Source organism: Nannocystis pusilla, from assembly GCF_026626665.1.
Lineage (GTDB): Bacteria > Myxococcota_A > Polyangia > Nannocystales > Nannocystaceae > Nannocystis > Nannocystis pusilla.
Window position 1 is genome coordinate 8,773,900 of the sequence record NZ_JAPNKE010000002.1, and the last position, 14,619, is coordinate 8,788,518.

9 protein-coding genes and 1 pseudogene are annotated in these 14,619 nt (G+C 70.8%); 5 read left to right on the forward strand and 5 right to left on the reverse strand.

The window, feature by feature from the left end:
• Nucleotides 1-83: 83 nt before the first annotated feature.
• Nucleotides 84-1,490 (forward strand): NHL repeat-containing protein, encoded by a 1,407-nt coding sequence (locus tag OV079_RS38725; RefSeq protein ID WP_267774660.1) that lies wholly within the window; start codon nucleotides 84-86, stop codon nucleotides 1,488-1,490.
• 7 nt (nucleotides 1,491-1,497) lie between these two features.
• Here OV079_RS38725 and OV079_RS38730 read toward each other — a convergent pair whose 3' ends face one another.
• Both OV079_RS38730 and OV079_RS38735 read right to left on the reverse strand, forming a co-directional pair.
• On the reverse strand, nucleotides 1,498-3,813 hold the full coding sequence (locus OV079_RS38730; protein ID WP_267774661.1) for a hypothetical protein: 2,316 nt from the start codon (nucleotides 3,811-3,813) through the stop codon (nucleotides 1,498-1,500).
• Nucleotides 3,814-4,316: 503 nt separating this feature from the next.
• Nucleotides 4,317-4,592, reverse strand: a complete 276-nt coding sequence (locus OV079_RS38735) for a hypothetical protein (protein ID WP_267774662.1) — start codon at nucleotides 4,590-4,592, stop codon at nucleotides 4,317-4,319.
• Between OV079_RS38735 and tssD the strand changes: the two genes are divergently transcribed.
• Nucleotides 4,591-5,121, forward strand: a complete 531-nt coding sequence (gene tssD, locus OV079_RS38740) for a type VI secretion system tube protein TssD (RefSeq protein ID WP_267778753.1) — start codon at nucleotides 4,591-4,593, stop codon at nucleotides 5,119-5,121. The genes OV079_RS38735 and tssD overlap by 2 nt on opposite strands.
• A 37-nt stretch (nucleotides 5,122-5,158) precedes the next feature.
• Here tssD and uvrA read toward each other — a convergent pair whose 3' ends face one another.
• Nucleotides 5,159-8,020, reverse strand: coding sequence for an excinuclease ABC subunit UvrA (gene uvrA, locus OV079_RS38745; RefSeq protein ID WP_267774663.1), 2,862 nt, complete (start codon nucleotides 8,018-8,020; stop codon nucleotides 5,159-5,161).
• A 494-nt stretch (nucleotides 8,021-8,514) separates the two neighbouring features.
• Nucleotides 8,515-9,423, reverse strand: coding sequence for a 4-hydroxythreonine-4-phosphate dehydrogenase PdxA (gene pdxA, locus OV079_RS38750; protein ID WP_267774664.1), 909 nt, complete (start codon nucleotides 9,421-9,423; stop codon nucleotides 8,515-8,517).
• Nucleotides 9,424-9,955: 532 nt separating this feature from the next.
• Between pdxA and OV079_RS38755 the strand changes: the two genes are divergently transcribed.
• The 3 genes and pseudogenes from OV079_RS38755 (at nucleotide 9,956) to OV079_RS59320 (ending at nucleotide 13,020) form a co-directional block, all read left to right on the forward strand.
• Nucleotides 9,956-10,903 (forward strand): DUF3108 domain-containing protein, encoded by a 948-nt coding sequence (locus tag OV079_RS38755; RefSeq protein ID WP_267774665.1) that lies wholly within the window; start codon nucleotides 9,956-9,958, stop codon nucleotides 10,901-10,903.
• 133 nt (nucleotides 10,904-11,036) lie between these two features.
• Nucleotides 11,037-11,831: pseudogene (locus OV079_RS59315) on the forward strand (serine/threonine protein kinase); the annotation flags it as partial.
• A 964-nt stretch (nucleotides 11,832-12,795) separates the two neighbouring features.
• Nucleotides 12,796-13,020, forward strand: coding sequence for a gamma carbonic anhydrase family protein (locus OV079_RS59320; protein WP_420829572.1), 225 nt, complete (start codon nucleotides 12,796-12,798; stop codon nucleotides 13,018-13,020).
• Nucleotides 13,021-13,090: 70 nt separating this feature from the next.
• On the opposite strand, the gene OV079_RS38765 is transcribed toward OV079_RS59320, so the two are convergent.
• Nucleotides 13,091-14,599 carry a hypothetical protein gene (locus OV079_RS38765; RefSeq protein ID WP_267774668.1) on the reverse strand — a complete coding sequence of 503 codons (1,509 nt, stop codon included), beginning with the start codon at nucleotides 14,597-14,599 and terminating at the stop codon, nucleotides 13,091-13,093.
• Nucleotides 14,600-14,619: the final 20 nt, after the last annotated feature.

Here is a 14,619-nt window from a genome sequence, read left to right on the forward strand (position 1 = left end):
GGGGCCTGAGAGCCACGGGCCTGCGTATGTGGATATTTTGGAGGACTTGCCCGCGACGGTGGCCCGTGGATACCCTCTATAAAATGCAACGCTGCATCGATCCGTCGCGGGTCCTCGGTTCCACGCTCGTGCTCGCGCTCGTCGCGTGCGGCGACGCCGGCACGGCCACCACGGCCGGAGACACCAGCACCACCACCGTGACGACCGCGCCGCCGGGGACCACCGCGGACGCGCCGACGAGCACGGGCAGCGGCGGGCAGACCACGACCACGAGCAGCAGCGGCGCGAGCGACTCCGACAGCGACGCGACCACCGTGGCGCCGACGACCAGCACCGCGACGACCAACGGCCTCAAGCTCGACGTCGCCGCTCCGGACCAGGGCGGCTCGTGTGCGACCAAGTGCGGCAACACCGACTGGAGCTACGTGTGGATCGCCAACAGCGGCGAGCACACGATCAGCAAGATCGACACGCGGACGATGGAGGAGGAGGGGCGCTACATCACCCGCGCCGACCAGGCCGGCAACCCCTCGCGGACCTCGGTCAGCATCGACGGCAAGGCCGTCGCGGTCGCCAACCGGGCCGGCGGGATCACCAAGATCTGGGCGCGCCCCGAGTACTGCACCGACAAGAACGGCAACGGCACGATCGAGACCTCGCAGGGCAAGGACAACGTCTTGCCGTTCGACCAGGAGGAGTGCGTCGCGTGGTTCACCGCCTTTCCGGATGCGACCACGCAGCGGCCGATCGCCTGGACCTCGGGCACCTACAACGAGGCCACCTGCGAGTTCGAGGAGCAGAAGATCTGGACCGCCGCGGCCAACGGCACCAAGGGCGCGGTGTGGCCGTGCGACGGGGCCCAGGGCTTCTTCGTCTACCGCCTGAACGGCGACACCGGCGAGGTCGAGGACACCATCCACATGCCGGAGATCACCTGCGGCGGGACGTTCGGACCGTACGGCGGCGCGGTCGACAGCGACAACAATTTTTGGATGTACATCTGGTCGGCGGGCACGATCGTGCACGTCGACCACGAGACGCTCGAGCACTACACCATCAACGGCGGCTCGTACGGCATCACGGTCGACACCAAGGGCCGCGTGTGGATCGACAGCGGCCAGCGCTACGACCCGGTGACGATGCAGTGGGCCTCGCAGATCGGCAACCAGCCGGGCAACGGCGGCAGCGGCGTCGCGGTCGACCTCAAGGGCCGCGTGTGGAAGGCGACCACCGGCGGGGTCGGGTGGGTCGACTCCGAGACGATGATGGTCGGCGACACCGTGACGCTGCCGAACCCGGGGCTCGCGCGCGGGGTCGGGATCGACGTCGACGGCTACATCTGGGCGGTGATCCTCGGCGGCACGCAGGCCTTCCGGATCCACCCGGACACCTACGAGATCGCCACGTACGACGGGCTCAACGCGCCGTACACGTACAGCGACATGGCGGGCGGGCAGATCAACAACGTGACCTGCAACCCGCAGGGCTGAGCGCGGCTCAGCGCGCGGCGGCGGGGGCCGCTGCGCCGCTCCGCCGGCCGTCGGTGCACTCGGACAGCTTGAACGCGACCTTGGTGACGCCGAAGTGAGTGCGTCGCTGCGCGTACGAGTGCGTGTGGAGGTTGACGACCGCGGTCACGGCGTTGACGTTGGCGTCGGCCTCGCCGCGGTCGGCGACCTCGTTGAGGCTGTTGTGGGTCCAGAAGCCCATCGCCGAGATCATGCCGCCGCGGGGTCCGAGGATCTGGTCGCCGTCGGCCATGATGTCGACGCCGGACCCGGGGAACTTGGCGTTCATCTCGGTCTGCACGCTCTGGAAGTTGCCGCGCCCGGTGAGCTGCAGGTAGCCCTTGCCGCGGTAGCGCCAGCCGTCGCCGCTGGCGATGTTGCCGTTGCCGTTGCGGTTGGCGTAGGCGCGGTTGGCGATCGCCTGCTGCTCTGCCGCGTGGCCCGGGGTGCGGCCGAGCTGCTGCGCCTCGGCGCGGTTGCGGGCGAAGTAGCTGAACGTGCTGATGAGGCGGTCGGGCGGATAGTCGAGGCTCTCGGCCAGCGCTCGCACCGACGCGCCGACCTCCTCGCGCACCTGGGCGAAGAAGTGCGCCTTGCGGCGACAGGTCACGATGTCGAACTTCTTGAACGCCTCGTTGAAGACCGCCTTGACCTCGTCGATGCGCGCGTCCGTGGCGCTGGGGAAGATCTGCTTGAGCGCCTCGGCGGTGATCTCGGCCTCGCAGTTGGGGCAGCCGCCGCCGGTGCCGAGGAAGTTGGCGACCAGCGCGATCGGGTGGATGTGATGCACCATCGGGCTCGCCGGGAAGCCCTCGACCTTGCCCGCCACCTCCGTCCACCAGCGCAGCTTGTCGATCCGCTGCTTCTCGACCTGCCACTCGGGCAGGCCCTCGAGCATCAGCGGATCGAGCTCGTTCCACTTCGTCATCTCGCCGCCCCACTCGCTCTCGTAGTGGGCGACGATCCGCGCCAGCGCGCGCGCCAGCAGCGGCTGCCGCATCGCCGTCTTCAACTCCTGGGCGTCGAGGTTGCCGTCGCGGTTCTCGTCGATCGTCTCGTAGATCTTCGTCACCAGCGCGCTGCCCTCGGCCTTGTCCGCGCGCGCGGTGAAGTCGCCCTCCTCGCGCAGCGTCGCGGCGCCGTCGCGCAGCAGGTCGCGCGCCATCAGATCGACCGGCCGCACCTCGCCCTCGGACACGCACTCGAAGCCGGGCCAGGCCCACGGCGATTGCCACGACACCTTGTCGTGCCCGGTCTCGCGGACCCACCCGCCGCTGCTGCGCCGCGCCGCCGCACCGCCGGCCCCGACCCCGTCGAGGCGCCACCACTTCTTGCCCTCGTGATCGACGGCCTTGTCCTCGGCGGGCAACGCCTCGAGCTCGGCCTTCGGGACCACGCGCGTGAAGCCGGCCTCGGGCCCTGCGGGATTGGCGACCTGCAACGGGAACGCGCTCCACCCCGAGGCATCGGCAGCCGGCCCCGCGCCGCCCTCGCCGAGCGCGCCGCGCTCGACCCACAGCTCCGGCCCGCTCGGCATCATGACCTCGCGCCGGCGATAGTTGCCCCGCTCGGCCTCGCCCTCGTTGCGCGTGCGCTGGTCGTCACGCGCCCCGACGTACCAGCCGGTCCACACCGCGCCGCTCGAGTAGGTGTTGGTCGCCGACGTGAACGTGCCGAGGGTCGAGCGCTCGGCGACCCGCACCTCGCTGCGGCGGACCTTGACCCATCGCCCCGCGGCCGCGCCACCGACGGGCGCCAGCCGCGATCCAGCCGGGACCGTGACGTCGGGCGCGGCCGGCTGCACGAACTTGGCCGTGCTCTCGACCAGCAGCAGGGTGCGAGCGGTCTCCGGCAGCGTCTTCGCGTAGGTCCGCGAGCGCTCGATGAACGCCGGCACGTCGTCGCCGCTGAACACCTCGACGTGCAAGAGCGGCCGCTTGCCGCGCTCCGGCACCGGCTTCGCGTCCTCATAGCGCTGATATTCGCCGAGGTACCCGATCTGCTTGCCCGCCTGGATCGCCCGCGGCGGCTTGACCGCGACGACGGTGTCGAGCTCCGGCTCGGTGTTGGTGTCGGGGTCCAGCTCGCCGAGGAACACCCAGCCGGTGGAGGCGGCAGGATCGACCGGCGTGCCGGCGCGCACCGGCGCGATCTGCCCCTCGATGACCTTGGAGATCCGCCCCCACTTCTTGTCGGCCGAGCGCTCGCCGACCTCGATGCGAGCGCCTCGCGGCAAGATGCCGACCTTGGCGCTGCGGCTGGAGGCTTCCTTGCGAATGTTGAGCCCGACGATCGGTTCGGTCATTGCGTGCTCCTCGCCCTGCCCTCCGTCTCGGGCGCAGGCGGCATGGTCCAGGGGCACGACGAGCGTCGCGCGAATGTTCGTACCGCGACCCGCCCTCGGCTCGGCCGCCGGAACCCAGTTCCCCGGTGGTATGGCGGCATCGCGCTCCCCTCCGGCCTTCCCCGCGCCCCCGCGAGCGCCCCATGGCCACGCTACCACATCGACCGCGGGCGAGTGACCTGCCGGCGACCCGCGACCGGGACCCTCGCGCTGGCTCGTGCTCGTCGGCGAGCAGGCCAGTTACGCCGGCGACAGCCTTCACGACCCGTCTCCAAGACATCCTCACGCGACGCGCCGAGCGGCGACTCGTGGTGCGCCCGAACCGCTCGAAACCGCAGCGAGGGGGTCCGCGGGTGCGTCGGTGGAGGACAGCCACTCCGTCACCCCGGGGTTCGAGGTGCGCTCGTAAGCGACACGACGGAGCGGGCAGCCATGTGGATATCGACATTCCGGGCACATGACATTCACCGGCGTCGCAACCATTCATGGCATGACTTATCGGACATGTCCCAAGGATAATGAAGTGCGAAGCTCGGCAAAGCCGCGTGGTCCTCGGCAACCCCCAAGCGTTGTGGCGAGCGAGCCGCCGCGGCATCGCGCGCGACCTGGGTGGAGGGCGCCGGCGCGCCCCTCGTCGCCTGTGCATCGAGCCGGCGATCCGCGGTAACGTGCCGCGCGCGCGAGGATTCGTCGCGCAGGAGCACGATGGCGATGTCGAGCAAGCGGTGGTTGCGTTCCATGGCGCTGGTGGCGTGTGTCTCGGGGGTCGCGCTGGCCCCGTTCGCGGAGGCCGAGGCGGCGCTCAACGCCTACCTGCGGATGAAGGGCCAGAAGGTCGGGGACATCAAGGGCAGCGTGGCCAAGAAGGGGCGCGAGAGCTCGATCGAGATCCTCTCGCTGAACCACGAGGTCAGCGCGCCGCGCGACCCCGCCTCGGGCCTGGCGACGGGCAGGCGCCAGCACAAGCCGATGGTGCTGACCATGGAGCTCGGCAAGGCGACGCCGGCGATCCAGCAGGCCTTCCTCGACAACGAGCTGCTGACCTCGGTCGAGCTCAACGTGTTCGGGCCGGACGCCAAGGGGGCGGAGACGCTGACGTACACGGTCAAGCTGACGAACGCGAGCATCAGCGCGATCCGTCTGCTGCCGGGCCCGAACGACAGGGTCGTGCAGGAGGTCAGCCTGACCTACCAGAAGATCGAGTGGATCTGGCGCGACGGCAACATCACCGCGATGGACGACTGGGAGAAGCAAAGCGCCAAGAAGTGACACGCCTCTCCGGGGCATGTCCTTCAGGACATGCCCTTTACGCCAGGCCGAGGGCGCGCGCCAGGTAGTGGCCGGTGGCGCTGTCCTTGACCCTGGCGACCTGCTGCGGGGGGCCGGCGGCCAGCAGCTTGCCGCCGCGCGCGCCGCCCTCGGGGCCGATGTCGACGACCCAGTCGGCGCACTTGATGACGTCGAGGTTGTGCTCGATGACGACGATGGTGTTGCCCTCGTCGACCAGGCGGTCGAGGACCTTGAGCAGCTGCTTGATGTCGCCGAAGTGCAGGCCGGTGGTCGGCTCGTCGAGGATGAAGAGCGTCTTGCCGGTGCTCTTCTTCGCCAGCTCCTTGGCCAGCTTGATGCGCTGGGCCTCGCCGCCCGACAGGGTGAGCGCGCTCTGGCCGAGCGTCACGTAGCCGAGGCCGACGTCGCGCAGGGTCTCGAGGCCGCGGCGCAGGTTGGGGTAGTTGGCGAAGAACTCGCAGGCGTCGGCGACCGACATCTCGAGCACGTCGGCGACGCTCTTGCCGCGGTAGGTGATCGCCAGCGTCTCGCGGTTGTAGCGGCGGCCGTCGCACGAGCGGCAGGTGACGTACACGTCGGGCAGGAAGTGCATCTCGATGCGCCGCACCCCGTCGCCCTGGCACGACTCGCAGCGGCCGCCCTTGACGTTGAACGAGAAGCGCGCCGGCGTGTAGCCGCGGATCTTCGACTCGCTGAGGTTGGCGTACAGCGTGCGCAGCTCGGCGAACAGGCCGGTGTACGTCGCCGGGTTCGAGCGCGGCGAGCGGCCGATCGGCGACTGGTCGACGTGGATCACCTTGTCGAGGTGCTCGAGGCCGGTGATCGAGTGGTGCGCGAGGCCGAAGCTCGAGGCGCCGTTGAGCCGCCGCGCCGCTTCGGGCAGCAGCGTGTCGATCACCAGGCTCGACTTGCCGGAGCCGCTGACGCCGGTGACGCAGGTCAGCGCGCCGAGCGGGATCTTGACGGTGATGTCCTTGAGGTTGTGGCCGGTCGCGCGCGAGATGCAGATCGCCGGGCCGCTGCTGCCACGCCGCTTCTCCGGCACCGGGATCGTCATGCGCCCGGTCAAGAACGCGGCGGTCAGCGAGCGCTTGTTCTGCAGCACCTCCTGCAGCGGGCCCGCGGCGACGACCCGCCCGCCCTGGCTGCCGGCGCCGGGGCCCATGTCGACCAGGAAGTCGGCGGCGCGGATGGTGTCCTCGTCGTGCTCGACGACGATCACGCTGTTGCCGAGGTCGCGCAGGCGCACGAGCGAGGCGATCAGGCGGTCGTTGTCGCGCTGGTGGAGGCCGATGCTCGGCTCGTCGAGGATGTAGGTGACGCCGACCAGCGCGGCGCCGATCTGCGTGGCCAGGCGGATCCGCTGGGCCTCGCCGCCCGACAGCGTCATCGTCGTGCGGTCGAGCGTGAGGTAGCCGAGCCCGACCTCGAGCATGAACTTCAGCCGCTGCTTGGCCTGGGCCAGGATCGCCTCGGCCACCTCGCCCGTCTCGGGCCCGAGGTCGAGCGCGTCGAGGAACGGCACCAGCTGCTCGATCGGCAAGGTCGCCAGCTCGGCGATGTTGCGCCCGCCGATCTTGACCATGCGCGCCTCCTGGCGCAGCCGCTGGCCCTCGCACGCGGGGCACGGCACCTCCGCCATGAGCTCGGCGATCTCCTCGAGCGAGCCGCCGTTGTCGTCGGCGTCGACCTCGTCGACCTTGTCCTCGGCCTCGCGGAGGCGCCGCTGCAGCCCGGGGATCACGCCCTCGAACGGCGCGGCCTTCTTGCCGGCGAGGCCGGGGATCGCCTCGCCGCCGGTGCCCTGGATGATCGCGATCTTCACTTCCTCGGCCAGGTCGACCCACGGGGCGAACAGGTCGAAGCCGTAGTGCTCGGAGAGCGCCTGCAGCTGGGCGTGGGAGGTCTTGCCGGCCCGCCGCGTCCACGCCGAGAGCGCGCCCTCCTTGATGCTGAGGTGCTCGTTGGGGACGATCCGCCGCGGGTCGAAGATCCGCTTGCCGCCGAGGCCGTCGCACTCGGGGCAGGCGCCCTCGGGGCTGTTGAACGAGAACAACCCCGGCGTCAGCTCGGGGTAGGCGAGGCCGTGGTCGAGGTCGGCGAAGCGCTCGGAGAACTGCAGCTCCTCGCCGTCGAGGGTGACGACCTTGAGCTGGCCGCCCGACAGTCGCAGCGCCGTCTCGACCGAGTCGGCGAGGCGGCCGCGGACGTTGTCCTTGAGCACGAGGCGGTCGACGTAGACCTCGATCGTGTGGCGGACCTTGGGGTCGAGCTTGACCTCCTCGCTGCTGAGGTCGCGCACCGCCTCGTCGACCGCGAGGCGGGCGAAGCCCTGGCGGCGCAGGTCCTCGAGCAGCTCGTGGTGGTCGCCGGGGGTGTCGCGCACGACCGGCGCGAGCACGCTGAAGCGGGTGCCTGCAGGCAGGGCGAGGACCGCGTTCAGCATGTCCTCGACGCTGTGGCGCTTCATCGGCTTGCCGGTGCGCCAGCTGAAGACCTCGCCGCAGCGGGCGAACAGCAGGCGCAGGAAGTCGTAGACCTCGGTCGAGGTGCCGACGGTCGAGCGCGGGTTCTTGCCCGGCGACGACTGCTCGATGGCGATCGACGGCGACAGGCCCTCGATGAGGTCGACGTCCGGCTTCGGGAGCTGCGCGAGGAACTGACGCGCGCTGGCCGAGAGGCTCTCGACGTAGCGGCGCTGGCCCTCGGCGAAGATGGTGTGGAAGGCGAGGCTCGACTTGCCCGAGCCCGAGGGGCCGGTGAGGACGACCAGCTTGCCGCGCGGCAGATCGAGGTCGATGCCCTGCAAGTTGTGCGTGCGGGCGCCGCGGATCTTGATGCTGTTCGGCGGGACCGGGATCGCGGAGGTCGAGGTCACGGGCGTGACGGTCTCGGGAGCCGGGGCGACGGTCGTGGCAGCAGTGGCAATCGGTGCGGCTTCGGGAGCCGGCGACGGCGCGGATGCTGCAGGCGTCGCAGCGGCGGTCTTGGTGGCCTTCGCGGTCGGGGCTGTCGGTTCGGCCTCGGGCGTCGAAGATGCCGCGGAGGAGCTGGCCTTCGCAGCAGGCGCCTTGGCGGCCTTCGCAGACGGGGCTATCGGTTCGGCCTCGGGGGTCGACGATGCGGCGGAAGAATTGGCCTTCGAAGCGGCGGCCTTGGAGGTCTTCGCAGCCGGGGTCGGAGCGACGACCTGGGTGGCCGACGAGGTGGCCGCAGCGGCCTTGGAGGTCTTCGCGGTCGACGCGGGAGCGACGGCCTGCGCGACCGACGAGGTGGCCGCAGCCGCGGCCTTGGAGGTCTTCGCAGCCGGGGCCGCAGGGGCGGCCGACGCCGACGCGGCCGCGGCGGACTTGCGGGTCTTCGATACCTGGCTCATGGTACATGTCCCCGAGCGAGGGCGACGGCCGCCAGCATGCTGCTGGGATCGGCGACCCCGCGGCCCGCGATGTCACGCGCGGTGCCGTGGTCGGGCGAGGTGCGGGTGAACGGGAGCCCGAGGGTCATGTTGACGCCGTCGCGCATGTGCAGCAGCTTGAAGGGCCCCAGGCCCTGGTCGTGGTACATGGCGAGCAAGCCGTCGAGGCCGCCCTCGAGGTGGGTGACGAACGCGGAGTCGGCCGCGAGCGGGCCGACGAAGCTGCACTGCAGGGATTCGGCGGCGGCCCACGCCGTCAGCTCGGCGACCGCCGGCTCGATGATGCGCTGCTCCTCGTCGCCGAGCATGCCGCGCTCGCCGGCGTGCGGGTTGAGCCCGAGCACGCCGATGCGCGGCGCCGGGAGGCCGAGGTGACGCAGCAGCGTGTGCGCCAGCAGCTTGCCGCAGCGGACGATCGCGGCCGGCGTGAGCAGCTCGGGCACGGCCCGCAGCGGCACGTGGATCGTCACCGGCACGACGCGCAGGCGCGGGCCGATCATCAGCATGGCGAAGTCGTCGACGCCGGCGCGGTGGGCCAGGTACTCGGTGTGGCCGGGGAATCCGAAGCCCTCGGCCTTGCAGGCGGCCTTGTCGATCGGCGCGGTCACCAGCGCGGCGCCGGGCTGCTCCAGGACGAGATCGACCCCGCGGACCAGAGCGGCGACCTGACCGCCGCGCACGTCGTCGACCAGGGGGGCGATCGCCTCCCAGCCGCGGGCAGCCCACGGGGTGGCGAGAGCGCGGGCGAGCCCCTCGAGGCGCTCGCGGTCGGCGACGACGCGATCTCCTGTGCGGAGCGCGCCGGCCTCACCCAGACGGAGCAAGAGCTCGGGACCGATCCCCTCGGGGTCGCCTTGGGTCACCACGAGATGCGGCACAGCTGGCAGTGCGGTACTCAAGCGCTCCTTGAAGTTGGCGGAAAAGGGCCGGCACTCTACCATCTTTGCCTCGCGTCATGACGAAGCGCCCTCCCTCCTCGCGGCCTACACGCGCGACCTTGAGCGCGGCCCTCGCGGCCCTCGCTACATCGGTGCTGTGCGCCACGGCGACGGTGACGACCTGGAGCATGGCGCGTGAAGCCGCAGCCCGGACCTCGCACAGCGAGGCGCCGGCGAACGCCACGCCGACCGCGACGGCCCCGGCGCCGACGACTGCACCTGCAACCACCGCGACGACTGCACCCGCGACGACTGCACCCGCGACGACTGCACCCGCAACCACTGTCCCCGCAACCAAGGACAAGTCGGTCCGCATCACGCCGTCGAAGCAGCCGCGCAGCGAGCCGCCGCCGGAGCCGGCGCCGCGGCCCGAGGGTCGACTCGCGGCGCCGGAGATCGACCTCGGATTTTTGCAACAGATGGCTCTCGCCTGCCGCGGGTCGAGCCGCCGAACGCTCTGGTGCAGGGGCGCGACGAGCAGGGGCTGTCGCCGCTGGTCGGTCGCAGCGGCGAGCTGGCGAGGCCGCCGCTGGTCGACCGCTCGCGGCGCCTGCGAGCGTCGCCGCGGCCGCCGGACTTCGGCTTCACGCTGCAGCCGGGCGAGCGCTTCAAGTACGACATCCTGTTCGGCGGCAACCCGACCGGCATCGCCGAGGCCGGGGTCGTCGCGCGCGAGCCGGGCCCGAACGGCTCGCCCGACCGCCTCCGCCTCGAGGGCTTCGCGCGCACCAGCGGCGTGGTCGCGCTGCTCACCACCCTCGTCTACGACATGGCCGCCTACGTCGACGCCAAGACCGGCGCGCCGCTCGAGACCGGCTCGATCACCCGCCGCGAGGGCCTGCCCGGCTCGTACAAGCGGCGCGAGACGACGACCACGTTCTTCGGCCGCGGCTTCGTCGAGATCCAGGACAAGCGCGACGAGCGGTCGGCGACGCAGCGGCGGCGCTTGCCGGTCGACACCTTCGACCCGCTGTCGATCATGGCGTGGGTCCGCTCGCTCGACCTCAAGCCCGGCGAGAAGGTCAAGGCGTACGGCCTCGACGGCACGGTGCTGCTGCGCGTCGACATCACCGGCAAGGGGCCGGTGCGGTTCGAGGGGATGCCGCCGATCGGGACGGCCCTGGGGATCGCTCCCGACCAGGTGCAACAATTCGAGGGATCGATCACCCGCGTGGACCGCTACGGGGCTGCAATTCCCGGAAAAAAGTCGTATAAAATGCGGGTCTGGGTGAGCACGGACGGCCGGCGCATCCCTCTGGCCGTCGAGAGCGACATCTGGTTCGGTGTCGTCCGCCTGGTGCTCACGCAGTACGATCCACCGCGTCCGCAGACAAGCTCACAAGCGCCCGCCGGACCGCCTGCTCGGCCCCCGGCGGCGGTTCCGGCCGCCGGGCCCGTGCCCGGATGAAGCGCGCCCTGGAGCCGAAACCTTTGTTACACTGCCTCGCGTTTTCGCGGTTTGCCACCGCGATTTGCACGCTCCGCGAGATTGAATATTTCTCCGCCCGACAGGGCCGACCCGCCGAAAACTCCGCGCCGTCATGACCTCGCAACGCTACCGACCCCTCTTCAAGCTCGACGCCGGCGGCATGGCCGAGGTGTACGTCGCCGAGGCCGAGTCGATGGCGGGCTTCAAGAAGAAGGTCGCCATCAAGCGCATCTTGCCGGGCCTCATCAAGGATCAGCGGTTCGTCCGCATGTTCCTCGACGAGGCGCGGCTGAGCCTGCGACTGGCCCACGCGAACATCGTCTCCGTCTTCGACATCGGCGAGAGCGACAGCACCTACTTCATCGTCATGGACTTCGTCCATGGCATCAACATGAAGACGCTGCTCGAGCACCAGGTGAAGCGCGGCGGACCGATGCCGGTGGCGCTGACCGTCTTCATCCTCAACGAGGTGCTGAAGGGCCTGTCGTACGCCCACCGCCTCACCGACAGCGAGACCGGGCGGCCGCTCGGCATCATCCACCGCGACATCTCGCCGCCGAACATCCTCATCTCGTGGAACGGCGAGATCAAGCTGACCGACTTCGGCCTGGCCAAGGCGACGACGCAGCTCGAGTCGACCGACCCGGGCGTGGTCAAGGGCAAGTACAGCTATCTGTCCCCCGAGGCAGCTCGCGCCGAGGAGATCGACGCGCGCGCCGACCTGTACGCGGCCGGCATCCTCGGCTTCGAGATGCTGACCGGGCGCCGGCTGTTCCGCGGCAAGAACGACTACGAGACGATCGCCCTCGTGCGCGCGGGCGAGGTCCCGAGCATCCGTCAGTACAACCCGAACGTGCCCGAGGACCTCGAGCACGTGCTGTTCAAGGCGCTGCACAAGGACATCTCGCAGCGCTACCAGACCGCCGACGACTTCGCCGAGGCGCTGCTCGGGTTCCTGTTCACGCACCGCCTCAAGGTCTCGGCGCGCGACCTGATCGACTTCTGTCGCCCGGTCCGCGAGGAGCAGGAGGCCGAGCGCCGCCAGGCCGAGACGAAGGCCCAGCAGGAGCGCTCGCCCGGCGGCAACAACCTCATCATCAACCTCATCAACGAGGAGATGCTGCACTTCCGCTCGCTCGGCCAGGAGGAGAAGAAAGAGGCCTCCGCGGGCGCGCAGCCGGTGGTGGCGATCGGCGAGCCGAAGGCGCTCGACCCGAGCCAGCCGCTCGACGTCGACGTGTTCACGCCGGCGCCCGGCGGGGTCACGCCGAACCGCCTGGCGCTGTCGCCGACCCCGACCGAGCCGCTGCCCGACAAGAACGAGCCGTCGCTCGTCGACCAGCTCGGGCTCAGCAAGGACAGCCCGCGGCCGAAGACCTCGCCGAGCGCCGCCGACAAGCTGCCCAAGCGCCCGCCGCCCGGCAACCGCACCATCCCGCCCGACCCGCGCACCGCCCGTCCCCGGAGCCCACCAACAAGGGCGAGGGCGGCTCGGCGTGGATCATCGTGCTGCTGTTGCTGCTGGTCGGCGGCGGCGTGGTCGCCTTCCTGGTCCTCACCTGACCTTTCGGCCAGGCATGATCGAGCAGCTCCGCGGCATCCGGCCCCAGGTCGACCCGACCGCGTTCGTCCACCAGGCGGCGACGCTGATCGGCGACGTGGTCGTCGGCCCGCGCGCGTCGATCTGGCCGGCCGCGGTCCTGCGCGGCGACGACGGGGCGATCGTGATCGGCTCCGACACGTCGATCCAGGACGGCACCGTCATCCACGCGACCGAGGGCGTCTCGCACACCACCGTCGGCGCGCGCGTCACCGTCGGCCACAAGGTCATCCTCCACGGCTGCACGATCGGCGACGACTGCCTGATCGGCATGGGCTCGATCGTCCTCGACAACGCGGTCGTCGAGCCGTGGTCGTTCGTCGGCGCCGGCACCCTGATCCCGCCGGGCAAGGTGGTGCGCTCGGGCGAGATGGTGATGGGCAACCCGTTCCGCGTGGTCCGCCAGCTCACCGCCAAGGACCGCGAGTGGATCGAGTACGCCTGGACGGTCTACGTCAAGCGCGCCGCCGAGTACCTGGCCGAACGGTCCGAGTGACGCGGGCGTGAGCCGGGCTTCGGGGCGGGGCGTCGCGCCTGCCCCGAAGGACAGGCGCACGGCGATCGGCTCAGCTGCACAGGCCGTTGCACTCGCCGACGCACACCTCGTCGCAGAGGCACTGGATCTGCGCGTTGTAGAGGTCGATCGTCGAGGCCTCGACGTTCTCGCCGCACATGTAGAGGCACTCCTGGGTCTGGCAGCCGGCGATGCAGGTCTCGAGCGCCTTGCAGGCCGCGTTGGCGGCGCAGGCGTCGTTCTCGGCCTTGCAGCCGCCGGTCTGGGACTCCTCGGCGCAGGCGTTGCAAGCCTCGATGCCGTTGCAGGTGCCCTCGACGCAGGCGTCGTCGCCGGCGCAGGCCTTGCCGCAGCCGCCGCAGTTGGCGGCGTCGTACTGCACGTCGACGCAGGTGTTGTCGCACACCGCCTCGCCGGGGTTGCAGCCCTGGAACGCGTGGAACTCGGTCGAGCTGGTGATGATGTTCAGGTAGCCGACCGGCTGCACGGTGACGCCGGTGAGCTCGCCCTTGGTGGTCAGGTCCTTGTACACGTCGACGCGCTGGCGCTGCACCGACACGGCGATGTTGACCGCCGGGTCGCCGTCGACCGCCGCCTCGAGCGCGGCGCGCGGGATGTCGAACTTGCCGCTGGGGTCGTCGGCCTTGCAGGTGATGGTGCCGACGGCGAAGTCGCTCGAAGTGACGGTCGCGGTGATCGTGACCTCGCCGTCGCCGGCGTTCCAGCGCACCGGCAGCGGGCCGTCGCCGAACACCTCGGCGAAGCCGAGGGCGTCGAGCTTCGGGCTGGTCTGGATGAACTCCGTGCCCGTGAACTCCTTCTCGAACGCCGCGAAGCCGGCGTTGCTGGCGCCCGAGGCCTGCACCGAGGCCGTGCCGCCGGGGGCGAACGGCGAGGCGTTGTCGTCGCTCATGAAGGCGTACGGCGGGAACAGGGTGATCGGGATCGGCGTGCCGAGGAAGGTCAGCGCGCCGGCGTCGAACGACTCGATCTTCTTGCAGCCGGGCGTGTTCGGGGCCGGGAAGTAGCAGACCTCGTCGGCGCCGCACGAGGCGTCGCAGATCCGCAGGCACGCGGCCTCGCAGCTGTCGTCGAAGCCGCAGTACTCGTCGGCATCGCAGCCGCCGCCGCAGTCGGGGACCAGCGCCAGCTGACAGCCGGCGACGCTCTCGGTACAGCCCTGGGCCGCGCCCGTGCCGGCGTCGGGGACGAAGCTCGCGGACACGGCCGGGGAGCTGTTGCCGCCGGCGGCCGGGTGGCTCTCGCCGAGGAAGATCGTGCCCAGCGCGTGCGGGCCGTCCTGCGGCTCGCCGGTCGGGTCGTCGGTCTCACCGGTGCCGCCGTCGGTGGGGTCGCCGGTGGTGCCGTCGGTGGGGTCGCCGGTCGGGTCGCCGGCGGACGACGGGTTGCTGGTGTTCGGGTTCGAGGTCGGGCCCGCGGTGAGGGTCGCGGTGGCCGTCAGCAGCGGGTTGGAGTCGTCACCGCAAGCGGTGAGGGAGAAGAGGCCGAAACCGGCCGCGAGGAGCGCGGCTACGCGGGGGGGAGCGATCGTGTGCTTCAAGAGGTCCATCCTGTGGCCCG

Coding starts and splice junctions, on each gene's coding strand:
- OV079_RS38725 (WP_267774660.1), top strand. CDS start 84: ATGCAACGCTGCATCGATCCGTCGCGGGTCCTCGGTTCCACGCTCGTG.
- OV079_RS38730 (WP_267774661.1), bottom strand. CDS start 3,813: ATGACCGAACCGATCGTCGGGCTCAACATTCGCAAGGAAGCCTCCAGC.
- tssD (WP_267778753.1), top strand. CDS start 4,591: ATGGCGCTGGTGGCGTGTGTCTCGGGGGTCGCGCTGGCCCCGTTCGCG.
- OV079_RS38735 (WP_267774662.1), bottom strand. CDS start 4,592: ATGGAACGCAACCACCGCTTGCTCGACATCGCCATCGTGCTCCTGCGC.
- OV079_RS59320 (WP_420829572.1), top strand. CDS start 12,796: ATGGGCTCGATCGTCCTCGACAACGCGGTCGTCGAGCCGTGGTCGTTC.